We start from the raw sequence: 21,046 nt of genomic DNA, 5'->3' as shown, positions 1-21,046 counted from the left end.
TCGAATACAGCATCGACATCCCGAAGAGAGGCAGAACTGTGAGCACCTCGAGCGTCACCGTGACCGGCATGACCTGCAACCACTGCGTGTCCTCGGTTACCGAGGAGATCAGCGCCCTCCCCGGCGTCACCTCCGTGGACGTCGACCTGGCCACCGGCAAGGTCGTCATCGACAGCACCGCGGACCTCGATCCGAGTGCCGTCGCGGGTGCGGTCGAAGAAGCCGGATATTCCGTCGCCGGCTGAGCCGGTATCTCCAGCGCAGCCACTCCACCACAGGAGCCCCACCATGAACGCAACCGGCAAGTTCGCCGGATTCACCGTCGGCCTCGTCGTGATCTTCGGCGCCGCGCTCGCTCTCGGGTCGGTTGCCGGCCCGGACGTCGCCGAGCCCGCCGCGCACACGGCCGAGGACGACGGACACGGCGCGACAGGCCATGACACCTCGAGCCACGACGCCGTCGCCGACGCGACCCCGGGCGGACTGACGCCCACTGCCGACGGCTACACCCTCGAACTGGCATCCGACCACGTCACCGCCGGTGCCGCGGTCCCGGTGCAGTTCCGGATCACGAACCACTCGGGGGTACCCGTGACGGACTACACCGTGGAGCACGAGAAACTGCTGCACCTGATCGTCGTGCGCCGGGATCTCGCCAGGTTCCAGCACGTCCACCCGACGCTCGACGCGACCGGAACGTGGAGCGTCCCCCTCGACCTCACCCGCGGCGGCGACTACCGCGTGTTCGCGGACTTCACCCCGGCAGGCGGGGAAGGCGTCACCCTGGGCACGGACCTGCGCGTGGCGGGCACCTACGACCCACAGGAACTGCCCGCCCCCGCAGCGACCGCCACCGTGGACGGGTACACCGTCACGCTCGACGGCGCGCTGCGGCCGGGGGAGACGTCGAACGTGACGCTCTCGGTGAGCCGCGACGGTCAGCCCGTCACCGATCTGCAGCCGTACCTCGGCGCATACGGTCACCTGGTGGCGCTGCGCACCACCGACCTCGGATACCTGCACGTGCACCCGGACGGACATCCCGGCGACGGCGTCACCGCGGCGGGCCCCGGGATCGACTTCGCCGTCACCGCGCCCAGTCCGGGCGACTACCGGCTGTTCCTGGACTTCCAGCACGCCGGTGCCGTCCACACCGCGGAGTTCACCGCCACCGCCGGACCGGAGGAGAAGTGATGACCCCCTCGACCGACATCGCGGCACCGCCCGATTCCCAGATCGAACTGGCCATCGGCGGAATGACCTGCGCGTCGTGCGCCAACCGCATCGAGCGCAAGCTGAACAAACTGGACGGCGTCACCGCGACCGTCAACTACGCGACGGAGAAGGCCCGCGTCCATTACGACGCCGCCGACGTCTCGCCCGAAGACCTCGTCGCCACGGTCGAGCAGGCCGGATACACGGCGCGACTGCCCGAGGTGAAGCCCCCGGCCCCGGAGGAAGAGGACCCGGCGGCGGAACTGCGACAGCGGCTGCTCGTGTCGGCGGTGCTGACGGTCCCCGTCATCGCGATGGCGATGATCCCGGCGCTGCAATTCACGAACTGGCAGTGGCTCTCGCTCACCCTCGCGGCCCCGGTCGTGGTCTGGGGTGCTTGGCCGTTCCACAAGGCCGCCTGGACAAACCTGCGGCACGGCACCGCGACCATGGACACCCTGGTGTCGATGGGCACGCTGGCCGCGTTCGGCTGGTCGCTGTACGCCCTGTTCTGGGGCACCGCAGGCATGCCGGGGATGACGCACCCGTTCGAGCTCACGATCGCGCGGGTCGACGGCACCGGCAACATCTATCTGGAGGCCGCCGCCGGCGTCACCACGTTCATCCTCGCCGGCCGCTTCTTCGAGGCCCGCGCCAAACGGCGGGCGGGAGCGGCACTGCGGGCGCTGCTCGAACTGGGCGCCAAAGAGGTTTCGGTGCTGCGTGACGGCACCGAACAGCTGATCGGCATCGACCAGCTCGAGGTCGGCGACCTCTTCGTGGTCCGGCCGGGCGAGAAGATCGCCACCGACGGCGTCGTCGTCGAAGGTTCGTCGGCGGTGGACGCGTCGATGCTGACCGGTGAATCCGTGCCGGTCGAGGTGTCACCGGACGCCGAGGTGGCGGGTGCGACGGTCAACGTCGGCGGCCGAATCGTGGTTCGCGCCAGCCGGATCGGAGCCGACACGCAGCTCGCGCAGATGGCGTGGATGGTCGAGGACGCGCAGACAGGCAAGGCCGAGGTGCAACGCCTGGCCGACCGGATCTCCGGCATCTTCGTCCCCATCGTGATCGCGTTGTCGGTCGCGACCCTCGGTTTCTGGATCGGCACCGGCGGTTCGGTCGCCGCCGCGTTCACCGCCGCGGTCGCCGTCCTGATCATCGCGTGCCCGTGTGCGCTCGGACTCGCCACCCCGACCGCACTCATGGTGGGTACGGGACGCGGGGCCCAGCTGGGCATCCTGATCAAGGGACCCGAAGTTCTGGAATCGACGCGGCGAGTCGACACCGTGGTCGTCGACAAGACCGGCACCGTCACCACCGGCACCATGTCGCTGCACGACGTCGTCGCCGCGGACGGCCAGGACGCGGAGCAGGTTCTGCGGTTCGCCGGCGCCCTCGAGGACGCGTCCGAGCATCCCATCGCACGGGCGATCACCCGCGCGGCACGGGACCGGTTGACGACGCTGCCCGACGTCGAACAGTTCACCAACATCGCGGGACTCGGCGTCCAGGGCATGATCGACGGACACGCGGTGGTCATCGGCCGCGCGAAACTGCTCCGCGACTGGTCGCTGCACCTCACCACGGAACTCCAGCGCGCCGTCGACGCGGCGGAGTCGGAGGGCAAGACCGCCGTCGGTATCGGCTGGGACGGCCAGGCGCGCGGCGTGCTCGTGGTCGCCGACACCGTGAAGCCGACGTCGCGCGAGGCAGTGTCGCAGTTCCGCGAACTGGGCCTCACCCCGATCATGCTCACCGGCGACAACAATTCCGCAGCCCGGGCGATCGCCGCCCAGGTCGGTATCGGCGACGTCGTCGCCGAGGTGCTGCCTCAGGACAAGGTCGACGTGATCAAGCGTCTGCAGGCCGAGGGCAAGGTGGTCGCGATGGTCGGCGACGGGGTCAACGACGCCGCCGCCCTCGCTCAGGCCGACCTCGGTCTCGCCATGGGAACCGGCACGGACGTGGCCATCGAGGCCAGCGACCTCACGCTGGTACGCGGCGACCTCCGGGCCGCGGCCGACGCGATCCGGTTGTCGCGCAAGACGTTGAGCACGATCAAGGGCAACCTGTTCTGGGCCTTCGCCTACAACGTCGCGGCGTTGCCACTGGCGGCGGCGGGCCTGCTCAACCCCATGCTGGCCGGTGCCGCCATGGCATTCTCATCGGTGTTCGTCGTGAGCAACAGCCTGCGACTGCGCCGCTTCCAGCCCCTGACCACTCCCACCCGAGGGGAATCACAATGACCGAGCAACCGACCACCGACCACGACCACACGAACGGCCACGGGTACATCAGCGCCAAGGACGACTACCTCAAGCGCCTGCGCCGCATCGAGGGCCAGGCGCGGGGTCTGCAACGGATGGTCGAGGACGAGAAGTACTGCATCGACATCCTCACCCAGGTCTCCGCGATGACCAAGGCGCTGCAGGCCGTGGCGCTGGGTCTGCTCGAAGACCACATCAGCCACTGCGTCGTCGACGCCGCCGTCGCCGGCGGCACCGAGGCCGACGCGAAGATCAAGGAAGCCACCGACGCCATCGCACGACTGGTGCGTTCCTGAAACCAGACCACGAGAGCAGCTTCCGAGGGAGCAGGCATGTCTCACGATCATCAGCAGCAGGAAGTGGAACAGGTCCGGCACACCGGACACGCCGGGCACGACGCACACGGTGACCACACGGATCGGCACGCCGGTCACGGGGCGCACGGTGAGGTGTTCCGGCAGAAATTCTGGATCAGCCTCGCGCTGTCGGTGCCGGTGGTGGTGTTCAGCCACATGTTCGCCGACCTCCTCGGCTACACCGTCCCCGACTTCCCCGGTGCGTCGTGGATTCCGCCGGTGGTCGGCACCGCGATCTTCTTCTACGGCGGTGCGCCGTTCCTCACCGGCGCGTGGAGTGAACTGAAGTCGCGGCGGCCCGGCATGATGCTGCTGATCGGCATGGCGATCACGGTCGCGTTCCTCGCGTCGTGGGTGACGACCCTGCAGATCGGCGGATTCAACCTCGACTTCTGGTGGGAGCTGGCGCTTCTCATCGTCATCATGCTGCTCGGACACTGGCTCGAGATGCGGGCGCTGGGGTCGGCGTCCGGTGCCCTCGACGCGCTCGCCGCGCTGCTGCCGGACACCGCCGACAGGGTCACCGACGACGGCGTCACCGAAGTGCCCGTCTCCGAACTCGCCACCGGCGACCTGGTGCTGGTGCGGGCCGGTGGCCGCATCCCCGCCGACGGCACCGTCGAGGACGGCCGTGCGGAGGTCGACGAATCGATGATCACCGGCGAGTCCAACCCTGTCCCACGGTCGGTCGGCGACACCGTGGTGGCCGGCACCGTCGCCACCGACAGCGCGCTGCGCATCCAGGTGGGCGCGGTGGGGGAGGACACCGCCCTCGCCGGCATCCAGCGACTGGTCGCCGACGCGCAGTCCTCCTCGTCCCGGGCACAGGCCCTCGCGGACCGCGCCGCGGCGTTCCTGTTCTACTTCGCCTCGATCGCAGGGCTTCTCACGTTCGTGGTGTGGTCGCTGCTCGGCAACGTGGACGAGGCCGTGGTGCGGACCGTCACCGTTCTGGTGATCGCCTGCCCGCACGCGCTCGGCCTGGCGATACCCCTCGTGATCGCTATTTCCACCGAACGCGCCGCGAAGGCCGGTGTCCTCGTGAAGGACCGGCTGGCGCTCGAACGCATGCGCAACGTCGACGTCGTCCTGTTCGACAAGACCGGCACACTGACCCAGGGCAGGCACGCCATCACCGGGGTGGTCACCACCGCGGGCGTCACCGAGACCGAACTGCTCGCGCTCGCCGCCGCCGTGGAGGCCGACAGCGAGCACCCGGTCGCGCGGGCCATCGTCGCCGAGGCGGCCGCGAACGTGCCCGCGGACGAGCGGCGCACCGCGTCCGACTTCCGGTCACTGCCCGGACGCGGGGTGCGTGCGAACGTCGACGGCATGGAAGTGGCCGTCGGCGGACCGGCGATGCTCGCCGAACTGAACATGACGGTCCCCGGTGACGTTGCGGCGCAGACGAAACGGTGGGTCGAGCGCGGCGCCTCCGTCCTCCACCTGGTCCGCGACGGGCGGGTGCTCGGCGCGGTGGCGCTCGAGGACGCCGTCCGAGAGGAGTCGCGGCAGGCGATCGACGCCCTGCACGAGCGCGGTGTGAAGGTCGCGATGATCACCGGCGACGCCCGCCAGGTCGCCGACGCCGTCGCCACCGATCTCGGGATCGACGAAGCGTTCGCCGACGTGCTCCCGGAGAACAAGGACGCCGAGGTGGCCGCACTCCAGGCGCGCGGTCACCGGGTGGCGATGGTCGGCGACGGCGTCAACGACGCGCCCGCACTCGCCCGCGCGGACGTCGGCGTCGCGATCGGCGCCGGCACGGACGTCGCCATCGAATCGGCCGGTGTCGTCCTCGCCGCCGACGACCCCCGCGCCGTCCTCTCGATCATCGACCTGTCGCAGGCGAGCTACCGCAAGATGTGGCAGAACCTGGTGTGGGCCACCGGATACAACGTCATTGCCGTCCCTCTGGCCGCCGGGGTCCTCGCGTTCGCCGGGGTCGCGATCTCACCCGCCGTGGCGGCGATCCTGATGTCCGTCTCCACCATCGTCGTCGCCCTCAACGCCCAGCTGCTGCGAAGACTGGATCTGGATCCCGCACGGCTGAGCCGGAACTGACCGCGGTCTACGTCGACCGTGCCAGTGCCCTCACTATCTGCTGTCGGTCAGTGCTTCGATGTTGCGCGAGACGGCGAGCAGTACTGCTCCCAGTAGGACGGCCCCGGAACCGACGAGGAGAAAGAAGGTTCCCGGGGAGATTGTGGTGAACAGTCCGCCGAGTAGGCCGGAGAGCGTTGATCCACCGGCGAGGGTCAGGAAGAGCAGTGCCACGCTCTGCGCCTTGAACCGATCGGGTGCGATGCGCGTTGCCAGTGCGAGTCCGACCGGGCCGACGAAGATTTCGGATGAACCGGCAATGGCCATGCTGACGAGAACCAGCAGCGGTGGCACGGTCTTGTCAGGAAAGAATTGCGAGAGCAACAGCAGTAGGTAGGCGCAGCCGACCATGGTCAGGCCGATGGCGAACTTCGCGGACGTAGTCGGTTGGCGAGTGCCGAGCTTCGTCCACAACATGGCGACGAGAGGGGTGAGCAGGACCGCGGAGACCGGACTGATGGTGGTCAGCCAGGGGGCGGGGACCTGCCGGCCACCGACGTCGAGATCAACCCGATCCTTGATGAACACCGAGATGGTGGTGAACTTCTGGAACAGGAATCCGAAGTACAGCAGGCTTGCGATCCACAGCGGGATGAAGCCCCTCATACGACGCTTCTCCGCCGGTGTCACGTTCCGCGAACGCAGGATCACGGTGAAATAGATGATCGCGGCGACGAGGATGACGACCCCGACGAATTGCGAAAGGTTGGTGTTGTCTACGAGCCCGAGCTGCCAGAGGGCGACCACGAACGCAGTCACGGCAGCGACGGCGGCGAACGCGTAGGGCAGGCGCGTGCGAGCGATGGGATTCTTGACGACACCGGCCTCGGCGGGAAGGTCGCGCATCTTCCACGAGTACTGGATGAGCGCGCCAACCATCCCGATGGCGGCGAGGCCGAAGGCTGCGTGGAATCCCCATCGGCTCTGAGTGAATCCGGTGAGCAGCGGTCCGACTGCGGAACCGGTGTTGATGGCCATGTAAAAGTACGAGAAACCGGCGTCGCGTGCGGCGCGATTGTTCGCATAGAGCATGCCCACTATCGACGTGATGTTCGTCTTCAAAGCGCCCGTGCCCAGAACGATCAGCGCGAGCCCGACAGCCAAACCCCCGAGGCCGTCGAGGACCGCGAGTGCCAGGTGCCCGGCGGTGATGATGACGGCGCCGTAGAGGACCATTCTGCGTGGCGCGATCAGCCGATCGGCGATCCATGCGCCGAGGATCTGAGACAGGTACACCGAGCCGCCGTAGGCTCCGACGATGCTGACCGCGGTCGCCGGCGCAAGTTCGAGGCCGCCGTCGCTGAGTGAGTACAACAGATAGAAGCTGAGAACTCCCTGCAAGCCGTAAAAGCTGAAACGCTCCCAGAGTTCGGTGAACGCCAGGTTCCATAGACCCTTGGGTTGCCCGAGCGACTCGGACCTCTTCCGCTCCACCGTGGGGCGGTCCTCGGTTGCGACGCTCTTGTCGATCTCGGTCATGTCTCTCCCTGTGTTCGGGGAAGGGGGTGAAGTGCGCACCGGCGCCTCGGCGCTGAGCGCGTGCTGGTGGCGAGAGATCAGCGCCCGGCGATCTTGTCGGCCAGCAGCGCGAGTCGGGAGGTTCGAGGGCGGGCCGACCGGGCCTCGAGAATGTCGGCGATCGAGTAGACGCGATAAAGGCCGTGTGCGCCGATCCACCGAAGCGGTTCGGGTTCCCAACGTCTGGGCATCTGGCGAACCCAGGGCAGTGTGGAGAGCTTGGTATCGCCCTGCAGGATCAGGTCGGAAGCGATGCGGCCGGCGAGATGGGCGGCTGTCAGCCCCTGGCCGGCGTAGCCACCCACGCGCAGGATCTTGCTGCTGGGGTCGTTGTCGATGAACGGCGACCAGTCGCGGGACACCCCGAGTACGCCGCACCACGCGTGGGCCGGAGCGAGGGGGACGTGCGGGAACAGGTTCGCCAGGAGGTTGGTCAGTGCAGCGATGGTGTGCTGGTCGACTTCACCGTCACGGTCGAAGCCGGAGGCGAATCGGTACGGCTTGCCGCGGCCGCCGATCGCGATGCGCCCATCGGGCGTTCGCTGGCCGTAGAAGTACGTGTGGGCTGCACCCGACACTCCGTCACCGTGCGCCCAGCCGATCTGCTCCCACTGATCGTCGGTGAGCTGATCGGTCACGAGCATCGCGCTGTTGAGGGGGAGCATCCGTCGGCGCTGTCCCCGCTGGCGAGAGGAATAGCCTTCGGTGGCGACCACGACATGCCGACGTGCCCGCACGGTGTGAGCGCCGACGGAGAGTCGGCCGGGCTCGATCGTGTCCACGCGCGACGAGGTGTAGATGCGCACCCCGGCCCGTTGAACGGTCCGCGCCAGAGTGAGCAACATCTTGACGGGATCCACGCAGTAGTTGTCCGGTGAGTACAGGGCGCCCGTCACACCCGCGATATTCACCCGCTCACTCGCCTCTGCGGCGGTGAGGAGGCGAAGGTGTCCTTCGTCGATGCCCCAGCTACGGCTCTTGGCAAGGTAGCTTTCGATTCGGTTCTGCTCGCTGGCCGAGCGGGCCACCTGCATCCAGCCGCCGTGGCGGGCGTCGATGTTCTGGGCGCCGAGCACGTCGACGACGTCGTGTATGGATTCTTCCAGTCGCTGTTCGATCTCGAGGACTCCGGCACGACCGCCGTGTTCACGTGCCAGAACATCGCGGATTCCAACGGGTTTGGCCGACAACCAGCCGCCGTTGCGTCCGGAGGCTCCGAATCCGAGGCGCTCGGCTTCGAGCACGGCGACGGACAGTGTGGGGTCGGCCTGAGTCAGTGCCCACGCGGTCCACAAACCGGAGAGTCCACCGCCCACGATCGCGACATCGACTTCTTGGTCGCGGTCCAAGGGGACTGTCGCCGGAGTGTCGAGATCATCTCGCGACATCCAGTGGGAAAGGTGGCCGTTTCGCATGGAGAGACTCCCCGGTCAATTTTTCTTTACCTAAGATCAAGTTATCTTGATCACAACCAAAGGCTGATGTACTTTCTGAGGTATGTCAAGTGCATCGACGGACGACGGTTCCCCAGCGGTCGATCCCCACTCACTGGGTGCGCGGCTGCGCTCACGACGACGCGCGCTGCGATTGACGCTGGCCGAGGTCGCTGCAAAAGCCGAGGTCAGTGAGGGGTTTCTCAGCCAGCTCGAACGGGACCGCAACACGGCCAGCATCGCGACCCTGCAGAGGATCTGCGCCACCCTGCAGATGAACGTCGGTGAGCTGTTCACCGAGGCATCCTCCACCGCCGTGCACCGGTACCGCACCGCCCATTTCAATGCCTTCGGCACCAACGCGCGCAAGGTCCGCATCACCCCGACGACCCATCGCCAGCTCGAATCGTTCATCGGGGAGTTCGACCCGTACGGGACCACCGGCGACGAGCTGTACGCACACGGCGACTCCGAAGAAGTTCTGCTCGTCATCTCCGGCCGCATCGAGGTCACCATCGGTGAGCACACCGACGTGCTCAACGCACTCGACAGCGTCGCGTACTCGAGCTCCCGCCCGCACCGCGCCCGGGAGATCGACGGCAACCCCGCCGTTGCGCTCTGGATGATGTCGCCGCCGAGCTACTGAGGAGCTGCTGCGACGACTCGATCTGGATTCACGAGGGATTCCATTGCGGCGAAGACGGGTTCGGTGATCCGGTGCAGCGCGGACACCAGCCCGTCGACCGTGTGGGTGACCGCCGCGATGTAGGCGTCGGGGCGGATGACCCACACCTCGCCGGGCTTCGCGTCCAACGCGGCGGTGAGGACGCCGGTGCTGTCGATCTCCGACAGCCGGACGAGGCGGATCGGTGTGTGCACCGCGCCGAGGGCCGCGCTGCGGATCTCGTCGACGTCCACACCGTCACCGAGCAGGAGAAGGGTTCCGCACCGGGCGATGTCGCGGAGCCGGGTGCCGGCACCACCGCGCAGCGTCACCGGGGTGTCGGGCACGAGGATTCCCGGCGCCGCGGCTGGGGTGCAGCCACGCTCGGGGCGCCCGGCGAACGGCCGTTCCGGATCGATTGTGGTCAAAGGTGATTCGATGTACCAGAACGGCTCGGCGAGGCGACCGCTGTCGACCTTCACCCGGGCCTGCGGGTCGGTGACCGCCGCGGTGAGCACGTCGCGCCGGTGCCGGTGCTGGCCCTCGGACTGCGGCACGAGGAAATCCATCGTCGCCGTGGTGACCGCGATGTTCTCGACGGCCGCCGCGTGCCGCTCGGTGTGGTACGTCTCGAGCAGCGACTCGTCGGCCCAGCCGCGCAGGACGAATGCGAGCTTCCACGCCGCGTTCTCGGCGTCGGCGACACCGGAATTCAGGCCGCGCGCCCCGAACGGTGACACGATGTGCGCGGCGTCGCCGGCCAGTAGCACCCGGTCGACGCGCATCCGATTCGCGACCCGGGAGTGGAAGCGGTACACCGATTTCCACACGATCCGGTAGTCGGTGTCGCCGATGATCTTCCGGATCCGCGCGTCCAGTGCACCCGACTTCTCCTCGGCCTCGAGGTCGTACTCGCCGGGCACCTGCCAGTCGATGCGGAACGTCGAGTCCGGGCACGGGTGGATGAGCACCTGCCTGCCCGGGTTCCACTCCGGGTCGAAGTAGAAGCGGCGTTCGTCGGCCCAGCCCGGAATGTCGGCGGCGATGTCGCAGATCAGGAACTTGTCGTCGAACGAGCGACCGTCGAACGTGACGCCCAGCTGCCGCCGGATCGCACTGCCCCGCGACCCCACGGCCACCGCCGCGTAGTCCGAGGTGACGGCCTCCTCCCCGGAGCGTGTGCGGCAGGTGATGGTCACGCCGGTCTCGTCCTGATCGACCGACGTGGCCTCGTATCCCCACCGGACATCGATCGACGACGTGGCCGCGATCCGCTCGTCGAGCAGTTCCTCGGTCCGCGCCTGGGAGATGTTGACGAACGGCGGGAACGACGAGATGCCGCGGTCGACGAACGTCTGCGCGAACAGTTCGTGGTCGCGGTGGAACGTGCGGGCGCACCCCCACGTCACGCCCTCGTCGGCCAGCTGCCTGCCGACGCCGATCGCGTCCCACACCTCGAGGACGTCCCGCTGCTGGCAGATCGCCTTCGATCCGATCGGGTCGCGTTCGGCCCGTGCGTCGAGCAACGTGACCGGGATGCCCCAGCGTGCCAGCAGCAACGCCGTCGTCTGCCCCACCGGGCCGTTGCCGACGACGGTGACCGTGCCGCCGCGGGTGTGTCGTCTTCCCATGATCCTCGCCTTGTCAGTGTGAAACGGTGACGGACTTCAGCCCTGCAACTGGTCCCAGACCTCGCGGTCACGCTCGGCGGTCCAGATGACGGGCCGTTCGATGCCCGACAGCTCGTCCCACACGCGGGAGACGTCGAACGGGAGGCAGTGTTCGAAGATCGGCCAGTGCCCGTACTGCTCGTTCAGTGCGGCGTGGGTGGCTTCGAACGCTTCCTTCAGGGTGCCGCCGCGCTGCTGCACCGCCCCGACCTCGGCCAACATGACCTCGATGAAGTGGCGGGTCTGCTCGATGGCGGCGTCGACGGCCTCCCGCCCGTGGGAGACGGCGCCGCGTCCGCCGATCAGGACCTCCGCGCCGAGCGCCTTGATCCGGTCGAGGGTGCCGGTGGACCAGTCGCGGTGGAAGGCGTCGCCGGTGTAGAGCGCGGCCTGCGCCTCGACGAGGTCGCCGGCGAAGAGGATCTTCTGCTTCGGCAGCCACGCGGTGATGTCGCCCTCGGTGTGTCCGCGGCCGAAGTGCTGGAGCACGAGGTCGCCGCGTCCGCCGCCGAGGTCGATGGTGAGTTTGTCGGCGAACGTCAGGGTGGGCCACGTCAGTCCGGGCACCGAGTCGGCGGCCTTGGCCAGCCGCGGCATGCGTCCGAATTCGCTTGCCCAGTCTTCCTTTCCACGCTCCTCGATGAGGGCGCGGGTGGTCTCGTGCGACACGATGGTCTCGGCGTCGAACGCGGACGCACCGAGCACGCGGACGGCGTGGTAGTGCGAGAGCACCAGGTACCGGACCGGCTTGTCGGTGTGCTCGCGCAGCTTGCGCAACCAGTCCTGGGCGGCCACCGGGGTGGCGAGCGCCTCGAAGCAGACGACGAAGTCCTCGCCCTCGATGGCGCCGATGTTGGGATCCCCCTCGGCGGTGAGGGCGTACACGCCGTCGGCGAGGACCTCGAGGGTCTGCTCCTTCTCACCGAGGTCGGCCGACGAAGCGAAACTTGTGGGGCTCATGCGATCCACCTAACTAATCAAAGGTTTGATTGATGGTGGCCACAGTAACCCGGATCACAAAATAATGAAAGCCTTGATCAAAATTTGCCTGGGCACCCTGCACCCGCGGCCGACCGACCGGACGAACGGGACGCTCGTTCGATCTGACGCAACGAGCGTCCCGTTCGTCGCGACGGGGGTGGGTAGACGGGGGTGGGTATCAGGGTCGAGTTATCGAGCTCGGCCTCGTCGACGAGCTGCGCATATTCCGCAATCCGGTCGTCGTCGGTGGCGGCGCGCCGTTCCTGCCGCCGGTCACCGAAGACGTCCCGCTCGACCTGATCGAGACGGCGTGCTTACCCGATCCGCCGTCGGCGTGCCTTGGTGAGGGAAGGGGATGGTGCTGAACGGCGCGGCCCGAATGCGATGCGAATTCCTCCACCGCTCGATGTCGAGAACCCGCGGTCGGCGCCGTCCCCGACGTGAGCGCGGCCATGAGGGTCGCGCCACGACGGAAGGCGAATACACATGGAGCGGCACGAGATCGACGACGAACTCGCCGGCACCGGCGCGCAGCAGCTGCTCGAGTGCAGCTCGATGGCCCGCCTGGCGTACCTCGCAACGGACGCAACCCCGCGGGTGATCCCGATCGGCTTCTACTGGACTGGCGACCAGGTCGTGGTCTCCACCGCCGCGACCGCACCCAAGGTCGCGGCGCTGTCAGCCCGCCCGGACGTTGCCCTGACGATCGACAGCGGCGACACGCCCGGCGAAGCCCGAGCCCTGTCGATTCGCGGACGGGCGAGTATCCGGATCGTCGACGGGGTGACCGAGGAATACCTGGCCAGCGCCAGGAAGGCGATGGACGCCGAGTCGGCGGCCCCGTTCGAGCAGAACTGTCGCGAGCTGTACGACCAGATGGCGCGTATCGCGATCACACCGCACTGGGTGCGCTACTACGACTTCGGCGCCGGCCGACTTCCACGATTCCTGCAGGAGCTGGTCGAGCGAACCGGGGGATGACGGTGTGGCACGGTTACCCGGCCCCGTGCAGGTGAGTACAGGTCAATGGAGGGTGGGCCGGTAGATGAGCTCTTGGATGTGACCGTCGAGCGTCCGGTTCTCGAGCAGCTCCAGGTCGAAGTCGGCCCCACCCCGGAAGATCGGGTCCAGCCCGGTCCGAGCGGTGATGACAGGAAAGAGCGTCACCTGCACGCGGTCCACCAGGCCGGCGGCCATCAGCGCCCGATTCATCGACAGGCTGCCGTGCGAGCGCAACGGTACCTCGGACTCCTCCTTGAGCCGGGCGACGACGTCGACGGCGTCACCGCTCACGACGGTCGCGTCCGGCCAGTCGAGGGGTCCTTCCAGTGTCGTCGACACCACCGTTGCCGGCAGGCTCCTCATCCGAGTGACCCATGGATCGCGCACGTCGGATTCCTCGGTGCTCGAGGCCAGCATCTGCGCGAATACCCGATACGTGTTGGCTCCGAAGACCATCCGCTGCTCCGCGCCGTACAGGTCAAGACGATGGTCGAGCAACTCGGGGCCTTGCTTACCCCAGTAGCCGGTCCAGTCGGCACTGGCGGCGCCGTAGCCGTCGAGGCTGGAAAAGACGTCGAAGGTGTAGGTCGCGGTCATGTCGTTCTCCTCGAGTACGGTTGTCGATCGGTGTAGGTACAGACTGGCAACCACTGCGAAACTCATCGCCGCCGGACTGACCACAGCGTCGTGCAGGCCTACGACGCATGGTCGCAACAGGAGTGTCGCGCCCTTCGTGCCGGCTCGCCGCCTCGCGCGTGGAGGGCGAGGCGGCGAGATCGCCCTGTGCGGTGAACCGGCAGGCTCAACCCTTGATGAGGTCGTCAATCTGGCCGATCGCCTGCGAGGCACCCTCGACCACGCCCATGTCGAGCACCTGCTGGAGACCTTCGGCGGTTGCGTAGGTGCTGACGTAGGTGGCGATGGTGCTGCCGTCCCTTTCCTGGAAGGAGAACTCGTTGGTGGACACGGGCATCGATTCGATCGGGGTGAAATCCGCGTCGGCGAACCCGTCGGTGAAGGTGAAGCCGGTCGGCTCGTCGACGGAGATGATGTTCCAAAAACCCGCATGCTTGTCGCCCTCGGGCCCGGTCATGTAGTAGGTGACCCGACCGCCGGGGGCGAACTCATGGTCGACCACTGTCGCCGGGTACGTCGGTGGACCCCAGATCTTTTCGAGCTGGCGAGGATCGGCATAGATCTGCCAGATCCGCGCTCGGGGGGCGGCGAACTCGGCGGTGATGGTCAAAGTCAGTGCATCGATGTCGTGGCTGACATTGGTGACAGGCATCGTTCATTCCTTCCGTTGGAGTTACGTTGCGATCAGTTCGTCGATGCGTGCGATACGCCCACGCCAGACCTGTTCCAGCTCGGCCAGCATGGACGACACCGCGCGGACTGCTTCCACATCGCCCGTGGCGAGTTGTTCACGGCCGCTGCGTCGTTTGACGAGTAAGCCGGATTTCTGGAGGACGGCGACGTGCTTCTGTACCGCAGCGAAACTCATGTCGTAATTCGCTGCCAGTGCCGAGACGGAATGCTCGCCGGCCAGCACGCGACGCATGATGTCGCGCCTCGTTCTGTCGGACAGCGCGTGGAACAGGGCATCGGCCTGATCCTCTTCTGTTTCTGACACACTCAGAACATACAACCAATTGGTTGTATGTGCAAGGCTGCTTCGACTCTCAGGATGCAAGTCGGCGGCGGATGGCACCTTCGACAACGCGAGCCGACGGCGCCCCGATCGACGTCAGTTGCCGAAATGTTTGCCGCTCGGGTATGCACTAACGACACCCCTCGCAGTCTTGATCAACCGGGCGTCGAGGAACACGGTGTTCACCGCGGCGATCTCGCCGTTGCCGTCCCATGAACTGGCGCACGGAAACCGATGCGCCTCCGTCATCAGCTGACCTATGGCCTCAGCTGATGAGCAGTCATGATGTCCTCACCTTGCCTCGTGACTTACCCACCTCGGGTTCTTCCAGGCCGCCGCCGATTCATGGTCGCTCGCGCGAAGCTTCCGGCAGCCCCCGCTTGGGGGCGAAACCCATTCGAGCCCACAGTTCTTCGCCGATATCCCCGCCGGGAGTCCGGAAGCAGTGGAACCCGCCCGGAGGTGAACTGTGCCCCGACGGCGTTTACGCGGGCGGGGGAAAGAGTGTGGCGAGGTATGCGTTCACCCGGGTCAGCCGCGGGGTGAGCACCTCGTGGCGGTCCGGCTGAGCCCGGCTCTGCACGCGTTCGAGCAGTTTCTGGATGCGGAGCAGGACACTGGGCGTGGTCGCCGCCGAGGTGATGAGGTCGTCGAGGCTGGTCCGAACGAACTCGTCCCAGCCCGGTCGCGCGATCACCAGGCGCAGAGCGTTGTCGTCGTCGGTGACGCGGCGGGGTTCGGTCGGTGCTGCAGCGGCCCGGCCGAGCAGGTCCTCGAGGTAGTCCAAGGCCTGGACGGCGGTTGCCGGGTCATTGGGCCGCAGGGCGCGTAGCGCGATGTCGGTCAGCAACCGGAACGCGAACAGCGGGTCTTGTTCGAACGTCCGCTCGCTGCCGACGACCAGCCCGCCGAGGACCACCGAGGCGGGGAGCTGTCCGTGGATGTCGGCCACGGGCACGCCGCACTGCAGGGTGATGCCAGGGGCTGCGCGCAGGACGATGACCGCATTCGCGGCCTGCGCGGCGCCGACGAGGCGGTCGACCTGGATTCTTTGCAGCACGGTCGTGGGATTCGCCCAGGTAACCGTCGTGCAAGGCACGGGCAGGGGCGCCGCGGGTGACGCCGTGGTGCCGGCGTCGTCCGGGTACGCGGAGTCGAGGAGGTCGCGGCCGCGGGCGGCGATGGAACTCAGGACGGGCGAGAGTTGAATGGAGGTTGCCACTGTCACTTGGAGTGTCCGAAGCAGGCCCGCCATCAGAACCAGCAAAACGATGGCGGTGATCAGGACGGCCATCGAGACCCGGAGGTGAGGGCCGATAGTGAAGGCCGCCGAGATGCAGAAGACGGTCACGCCGAGGGCGAACGCAAAGGTTTGCCGCAAGATCGGGGTGTCGCGGAATTCGGTGAGGCGTGGGCTGTAGTTCGAGGCCGCCCACCGTACGACCAGGATCCCTAGCGAAAAGATGACGGCGACCAGGCCGAGCACGCCGAGTCCGATCGTGGTCAGGATGCCGATCACCTGTTGGGCCGGCAGGTCGGGTCCACGCCGAATTCTCGGCACGGTCAGTCCCAGACCCAGCCCGGCGAGGATGTACAGCACCTGGGCGAGTTCGGCGTTCAGGATTCGTCGATGACGGTAGGCATCAGCGGCGGGGGCTTTGGTCATCAGGTACCCGGCCGTAACCGGCCGGTGCCTCTGCACGGTTTGGCCATGACCGGCTCCTCTATCGATCGGGTTCGTCTCTCCCTTGTTCCACCAAAGCACTCCGAGCCCGAGGTCGGCCAGAGCTGCGGTGATAACCCGTTGCGCCGAGTCGGCGAATGACGGTCTTCGGGGGCGGCGTGTGAGCGGTTCGATGCGTGCGCACGGTCGGTCGCGGCGGATCAGAAACAGCGCGATGACCTAGCCGAGAGCTTCGATCGCGCCGCTCGGCAGTGGGGCGCGAAGTACGGCCCGCCGGCACGACGGTGAACCAGGTCGGCCAATCGCCGCGCTGTCACCGCAGGTCTCAGCCCGGACTAGTAGGTTGTCGGTGCTCGGTGGCGAGGATGTACACGCTGACTACCAGCACCCACGCCGGGAAGACCAGCGCCACCCAGAAGCTGAAGCTGACAACCACCAGCAGCACCACAGCGAGCAGATACGTCCCGATCACCAGCGGCTTCGGCATCAACCTCGTCCGCAACCACATCGTGGCCAGGGAGATCATGAACACCGCGGCCATGCGCACGGAGTAGACGTTGTTGATGTGCAGCATCACCTCCCGACCGAAGAAGACGATGTCGGTCTCGACGACATCCGACGAGTGCCGGGAAACGGCGAGCAGTGCGCCCGCGAGCGCCATCGAGACAAAGGTCATGGCGAGAAACAGCAGCCCACTACCCAGGAAGACGGTCGAGAAGAAGCGGTCCTCGAGGTTGCCGAACTGGTCGCGGAGCACACCGACGAACCACAAGAACGCGATGCCCGCGATCGGGGCAAGGAACAGGGCGGTGGTGATCTTCGAGCCACCGCGCACCCAGGGCGTCGCAGCGGTGGACGGCATCGCCGTGACCAGCAGGACGATGCTGGTGGCGAAGAGCGCGCCGAAGACGATGCCCGCGACCGCCGCGGACCGCGGCGTCCGCAGCTGGCGGAATTGGGCCTCGCCGCGCGTATCGGCCATGGGTCCATCATGGCCGAACTCGGGTTCGGGAAGCCAGCGGGCCACCGAACCTCGCCGCGGCCGCGGTGCGCTCTGCTGCACCGTGCGCGAATAAGTCCCGCCCGGCTTGTGCTTGTGATGCGAAGACGCCCCGACACCACACCGGGAACGCTGAAAAGTGGGGTTCCCGCATGCCGAGAAGTGCGCAGCGGGCCGTCGACCGGAGGAGCACCACCATGGCCACGAACCGTAAGGGCAAGATCGCGGTCGACATTCGAGACTCGGTGGCGGACTGGTCGCCGTACCTGCCGACCCCGGCCCCCGAGGGCGCCCCGAACGTGTTGATCATTGTGTGGGACGACGTGGGCTACGGCAGCATGGACGTCTTCGGCGGTCCCATCGAGACCCCCACAATGCGGCGCATCGCCGACGCCGGTGTGCGCTACTCGAATTTCCACACCACGGCGCTGTGTTCGCCCACCCGTGCGTCGCTGCTGACCGGCCGCAACGCCACCTCCAACGGGATGGCCACGGTCGCCGAACTCAGCTCCGGGTTCCCCGGCATCTCGACCCACATCCCCTTCGAGAACGGATTCATCTCCGAGGTACTGGCCGAACGCGGATGGAACACCTACTGCGTCGGCAAATGGCATCTGACCCCGAGCGAGGAATGCAACATGTCGGCGGTCAAGAGCCGGTGGCCGCTCGGCCGCGGCTTCGAACGCTTCTACGGCTTCCTCGGCGGCGAGTCCAACAGCTGGTACCCCGACCTCGTCTACGACAACCACCCGATCGAGGCACCCGCTACCCCCGAGGACGGCTACCACCTCTCAAAAGACCTGTCCGACAAGTCGATCGAGTTCATCCGCGACGCCAAGGCCGTCGACCCCGACAAACCCTTCTTCATGTACCTGGCCCCACAGGCCGGGCACGCCCCGCACCACGTCCCCTCCGAATGGGCCGACAAATACAAGGGCAAGTTCGACCAGGGCTACGAGGCCATCCGCGCCGAGATCCTGGCCCGCCAGAAGGAACTGGGCTTGTTGCCGGCGGACACCGAACTCTCGCCGATCAATCCCCACGGCGAGCCGAACACCACCGGCCCGGACGGTCAGCTCTGGCCGATACTCGACACCGTCCGCCCGTGGGACTCACTCACCGCCGACGAACAGCGCCTGTTCATCCGGATGGCCGAGGTGTTCGCCGGATTCATCTCCTACGCCGACGATCAGCTCGGCCGAGTGATCGACTTCCTCGCCGACTCGGGCGAACTCGACAACACCCTGCTCGTCGTGATCTCCGACAACGGCGCAAGCGGCGAGGGCGGCCCGAACGGGTCGTTCAACGAATGGCGGTTCTTCAACGGAGTCGCCGACACCACCGAGGTGACACTGCCGCACCTCGACGAACTCGGTGGTCCCGCCTCGTACAACCACTACAACACCGGATGGGCCTGGGCGTTCGACACCCCGTTACCGTACTGGAAGCGGTGGGCCGGCTACGAGGGCGGCATCGCCGACATGTGCATGATCTCCTGGCCGGCGAAGCTGGCGCCCCGCCCCGAACCGCTGCACCAGTACATTCACGCGGTCGACGTCGTGCCCACCATCTACGAACTCCTCGACATCGACGCGCCCGCGGTGCTCAAGGGCTACACGCAGAGTCCGATCGAGGGTGAGAGCTTCGCGGCGACGCTGACCGACCCCACCGCCCCGGGGAAGGAGACGCAGTTCTACGCGATGCTCGGCCAGCGATCCCTGTACCAGGACGGGTGGCTCGCGTGTGCCCTGCACCCGCCGATCTCCGGCTGGGGCAACTTCGGCCACGACGTCTGGGAGCTCTACCATCTCGACGAGGACCGAGCCCAATCCCACAACCTCGCCGACACCGAACCGCAACGCCTCGCCGAGATGAAGGAACTCTGGTTCTACTACGCCGGCGTCTTCAACGGCCTCCCACTCGATGACCGCAACGCCCTCGAACAGGTCCTCTCGGACCGCCCACACCCCGCCAAGCCCCGCGACCACTACGTCTACTACCCGAACTGCGCGGACGTCCCCGAAAGCGCGGGCGCACCGATCACCGGCCGCTCGTACACCATCGCGGCCGGAGTCCACGTGGACACCTCGGACGCGGAGGGCGTGCTCTACGCGCACGGCGGCGTCGCCGGCGGACACAGCCTCTACGTCAAGGATCACCGACTCCGCTACACATTCAACTGGCTCGGCACCCGCATCGAGGACGTCGCCGCCGACCGCGACCTCACCCCCGGCGCCCACGTGTGCACCGCCGAATTCACCGTGAAAGGCAAGAACGAGGACCCGACCATGCCCGGATTCGCCGGCACCCTCGACCTCTACCTCGACGACCAACAGGTGGCCAGCAGCGAGATCGTCACCCAGCCCGGCGTGTTCTGCCTCGTCGGCGACGGTATCTGTGTGGGACGCGACAGCGCCTCCCCGGTCACCGCCGACTACACCGCACCGTTCCCGTTCACCGGGGGCACCATCGACAAGGTCGTCGTCGACGTCTCCGGCGAACGATACGTCGACCACGAGTCACAGGTCCGGGGCTGGTTCATGATCGACTAGCACTGGACAAACCAGGTGCCGTCGCGACGCGCCCTCAGCAGTCGAACACCGACCAGCAGATGTCGTTCCGCAACCGCTGGTCGTCGAGTACGAGCTCGCGAATCGCCTCAGGGAGCTGGTCACGCTGCCACCGGCACTCACGTCGTCCGGCTGCCTCGCCCTCATCCTCCGGCGCGGCAGCACGTGCGGCTTTGATCGCATAGGCGGCAGCACCGAGTTCGTGCGCCGCAACGTGCGCGACGGCTCCGGCCTGCCCCGCAGCGTATGCAGCGTGCCGTGCCGCTCCGCGCAGGTCTCTGGCCGCGCCCATCGCATGGCCTCCCGCTGCGCGGGCCTGCATCATCTCGACCTCCCCACGCACCCACGCGCGGGCATGCTCGATCGCCTCACGCGGTCGTGTGTCCTCAGGTCGAGCCGACTCGAACAGGTTGAGGACGTGCTCCGCGCACGATGCCGCCCACAGGGCCAGAAGCTGATGATCCGAGTCGGTGAGGGTCCCACCGCGGCGGATCGTGACGAAGCGAGGGTCTCGGACCTTCGGGAGGATCATGGCTAGAACTTCTATCACTTGCATCCGGCCACAGCACCCGAAAGCTGCGCATGACTCGTGCCCCGGATCTGAATCCTGTGTGCGGGCAGCTCTGCTCGAGCTGGAGAATTGCTACCCGGTTTGCCGGAGGTCGGTGTGTGCAAGGCAGATATCGGCAAGCTCGTCGAGCGACAGGGGAAGAACCCGGGCGAGGGCCGCGACGGTCGTGAATGCGGGTGTCGCCATCCGCCCGGTCTCGATCTTTCGAAGAGTCTCCGGAGAGATCCCGGCCTCCTGCGCGACCTCGGCGAGGGTGCGATCACCCCGTGCCTGCCGTAGCTGATGACCGAGGCGCTTGCCTGCGGCCAGCTGTTCCGGGGTCAGAGGGAGACGCACCATGCGAGCAGTCTAACCCTGC

The 21,046-nt window shown here is 67.2% G+C and carries 20 protein-coding genes; 8 read left to right on the top strand and 12 right to left on the bottom strand.

What is annotated here, in order from left to right:
- Positions 1-38: 38 nt before the first annotated feature.
- The 5 genes from CJ177_RS22375 to CJ177_RS22355 are packed head-to-tail and all read left to right on the top strand — an operon-like array spanning position 39 to position 5,905.
- Complete coding sequence (locus tag CJ177_RS22375) at positions 39-245, top strand: heavy-metal-associated domain-containing protein (RefSeq protein ID WP_061043661.1); 207 nt, start codon at positions 39-41, stop codon at positions 243-245.
- Between the two features lie 43 nt (positions 246-288).
- A complete protein-coding gene (locus tag CJ177_RS22370) occupies positions 289-1,194 on the top strand; it encodes a hypothetical protein (RefSeq protein WP_095868608.1) in 906 nt (301 codons plus the stop codon).
- Positions 1,194-3,464, top strand: coding sequence for a cation-translocating P-type ATPase (locus CJ177_RS22365; RefSeq protein ID WP_095868607.1), 2,271 nt, complete (start codon positions 1,194-1,196; stop codon positions 3,462-3,464). The genes CJ177_RS22370 and CJ177_RS22365 overlap by 1 nt, the downstream gene beginning before the upstream one ends.
- Positions 3,461-3,781 carry a metal-sensitive transcriptional regulator gene (locus CJ177_RS22360; RefSeq protein WP_005249239.1) on the top strand — a complete coding sequence of 107 codons (321 nt, stop codon included), beginning with the start codon at positions 3,461-3,463 and terminating at the stop codon, positions 3,779-3,781. The genes CJ177_RS22365 and CJ177_RS22360 overlap by 4 nt, the downstream gene beginning before the upstream one ends.
- Positions 3,782-3,817: 36 nt before the next feature.
- Positions 3,818-5,905 (top strand): heavy metal translocating P-type ATPase, encoded by a 2,088-nt coding sequence (locus CJ177_RS22355; protein ID WP_061043658.1) that lies wholly within the window; start codon positions 3,818-3,820, stop codon positions 5,903-5,905.
- Between the two features lie 33 nt (positions 5,906-5,938).
- On the opposite strand, the gene CJ177_RS22350 is transcribed toward CJ177_RS22355, so the two are convergent.
- Complete coding sequence (locus CJ177_RS22350) at positions 5,939-7,423, bottom strand: peptide MFS transporter (RefSeq protein ID WP_095868606.1); 1,485 nt, start codon at positions 7,421-7,423, stop codon at positions 5,939-5,941.
- 77 nt (positions 7,424-7,500) lie between these two features.
- Complete coding sequence (locus CJ177_RS22345; RefSeq protein WP_095868605.1) at positions 7,501-8,877, bottom strand: FAD-binding oxidoreductase; 1,377 nt, start codon at positions 8,875-8,877, stop codon at positions 7,501-7,503.
- Positions 8,878-8,959: 82 nt separating this feature from the next.
- Between CJ177_RS22345 and CJ177_RS22340 the strand changes: the two genes are divergently transcribed.
- Positions 8,960-9,541 carry a helix-turn-helix domain-containing protein gene (locus tag CJ177_RS22340; protein ID WP_063819623.1) on the top strand — a complete coding sequence of 194 codons (582 nt, stop codon included), beginning with the start codon at positions 8,960-8,962 and terminating at the stop codon, positions 9,539-9,541.
- Here CJ177_RS22340 and CJ177_RS22335 read toward each other — a convergent pair.
- Positions 9,535-11,190 carry an FAD-dependent monooxygenase gene (locus CJ177_RS22335; protein ID WP_095868604.1) on the bottom strand — a complete coding sequence of 552 codons (1,656 nt, stop codon included), beginning with the start codon at positions 11,188-11,190 and terminating at the stop codon, positions 9,535-9,537. The two genes, CJ177_RS22340 and CJ177_RS22335, sit on opposite strands and share 7 nt — an antisense overlap.
- Before the next feature lie 36 nt (positions 11,191-11,226).
- Positions 11,227-12,189: an MBL fold metallo-hydrolase gene (locus CJ177_RS22330; RefSeq protein WP_005249229.1), complete on the bottom strand. Its 963-nt coding sequence runs from the start codon at positions 12,187-12,189 to the stop codon at positions 11,227-11,229.
- 507 nt (positions 12,190-12,696) lie between these two features.
- On the opposite strand from CJ177_RS22330, the gene CJ177_RS22325 reads away from it, so the two are divergent.
- Positions 12,697-13,191, top strand: coding sequence for a pyridoxamine 5'-phosphate oxidase family protein (locus CJ177_RS22325; RefSeq protein ID WP_095868603.1), 495 nt, complete (start codon positions 12,697-12,699; stop codon positions 13,189-13,191).
- A 42-nt stretch (positions 13,192-13,233) separates the two neighbouring features.
- On the opposite strand, the gene CJ177_RS22320 is transcribed toward CJ177_RS22325, so the two are convergent.
- The 6 genes from CJ177_RS22320 to CJ177_RS22300 form a co-directional block, all read right to left on the bottom strand.
- Positions 13,234-13,809, bottom strand: a complete 576-nt coding sequence (locus tag CJ177_RS22320) for a dihydrofolate reductase family protein (RefSeq protein WP_095868819.1) — start codon at positions 13,807-13,809, stop codon at positions 13,234-13,236.
- Between the two features lie 205 nt (positions 13,810-14,014).
- The gene (locus CJ177_RS22315) at positions 14,015-14,500 is read right to left on the bottom strand and encodes an SRPBCC domain-containing protein (protein ID WP_005249225.1); all 486 of its coding nucleotides are present in this window, start codon (positions 14,498-14,500) and stop codon (positions 14,015-14,017) included.
- Between the two features lie 21 nt (positions 14,501-14,521).
- Positions 14,522-14,845 (bottom strand): helix-turn-helix transcriptional regulator, encoded by a 324-nt coding sequence (locus CJ177_RS22310; protein ID WP_061043684.1) that lies wholly within the window; start codon positions 14,843-14,845, stop codon positions 14,522-14,524.
- 114 nt (positions 14,846-14,959) lie between these two features.
- Positions 14,960-15,112 (bottom strand): hypothetical protein, encoded by a 153-nt coding sequence (locus CJ177_RS47435; protein ID WP_179443264.1) that lies wholly within the window; start codon positions 15,110-15,112, stop codon positions 14,960-14,962.
- Positions 15,113-15,347: 235 nt separating this feature from the next.
- The gene (locus tag CJ177_RS22305) at positions 15,348-16,529 is read right to left on the bottom strand and encodes a DUF2254 family protein (protein ID WP_095868602.1); all 1,182 of its coding nucleotides are present in this window, start codon (positions 16,527-16,529) and stop codon (positions 15,348-15,350) included.
- Between the two features lie 343 nt (positions 16,530-16,872).
- Complete coding sequence (locus CJ177_RS22300; RefSeq protein WP_095868601.1) at positions 16,873-17,529, bottom strand: hypothetical protein; 657 nt, start codon at positions 17,527-17,529, stop codon at positions 16,873-16,875.
- Between the two features lie 215 nt (positions 17,530-17,744).
- Here CJ177_RS22300 and CJ177_RS22295 point away from each other — a divergent pair, with 215 nt between their 5' ends.
- Positions 17,745-20,099: an arylsulfatase gene (locus tag CJ177_RS22295; protein ID WP_095868600.1), complete on the top strand. Its 2,355-nt coding sequence runs from the start codon at positions 17,745-17,747 to the stop codon at positions 20,097-20,099.
- Positions 20,100-20,133: 34 nt separating this feature from the next.
- Here the strand turns inward: CJ177_RS22295 and CJ177_RS22290 are convergent, their stop codons facing one another.
- Both CJ177_RS22290 and CJ177_RS22285 read right to left on the bottom strand, forming a co-directional pair.
- Positions 20,134-20,649 carry a putative immunity protein gene (locus CJ177_RS22290; protein WP_005249223.1) on the bottom strand — a complete coding sequence of 172 codons (516 nt, stop codon included), beginning with the start codon at positions 20,647-20,649 and terminating at the stop codon, positions 20,134-20,136.
- A gap of 111 nt (positions 20,650-20,760) precedes the next feature.
- Complete coding sequence (locus CJ177_RS22285) at positions 20,761-21,027, bottom strand: helix-turn-helix domain-containing protein (RefSeq protein WP_005249222.1); 267 nt, start codon at positions 21,025-21,027, stop codon at positions 20,761-20,763.
- Positions 21,028-21,046 lie beyond the last annotated feature (19 nt).

It is taken from the genome of Rhodococcus sp. ACPA1, from assembly GCF_002300195.1.
In the GTDB taxonomy this organism is placed as follows: Bacteria; Actinomycetota; Actinomycetes; order Mycobacteriales; family Mycobacteriaceae; genus Rhodococcus_F; species Rhodococcus_F opacus.
This window is presented reverse-complemented; position numbering and strand designations above follow the sequence as displayed.